Raw genomic sequence first — 240 nt, 5'->3', positions numbered from 1 at the left:
GGCTTCACCAAGGAAGAAATGAAGCTGGTCTGGGAAACCCGCAAGATCCTCGGCGATGACAGCAGTCTGGTGAACCCCACCGCCGTGCGCGTGCCGGTGTTCTACGGCCACTCCGAAGCAGTCACCATCGAAACCCGCGACCAGGTCACGCCGGATGCGGCGCGCGAGCTGCTGTCGCGGTCGCCCGGCGTGGAAGTGGTCGACACGCACGAAGCCGGCGGTTACCCGACCCCGGTCACC

General features: G+C 66.2%; 1 protein-coding gene. It reads left to right on the top strand.

Features of this window, described 5'->3' with window-relative positions; genetic code table 11:
* Positions 1-240: Asd/ArgC dimerization domain-containing protein (locus tag ACQG3P_RS22640; protein ID WP_426806306.1), on the top strand; the 240-nt coding region annotated here is incomplete at both ends.

It is taken from the genome of Stenotrophomonas sp. SrG, from assembly GCF_050031795.1.
Taxonomy (GTDB): Bacteria; Pseudomonadota; Gammaproteobacteria; order Xanthomonadales; family Xanthomonadaceae; genus Stenotrophomonas; species Stenotrophomonas rhizophila_A.
The sequence above is the reverse complement of the archived record's forward strand: the minus strand, read 5'-3'. Positions and strand labels throughout refer to the sequence as shown.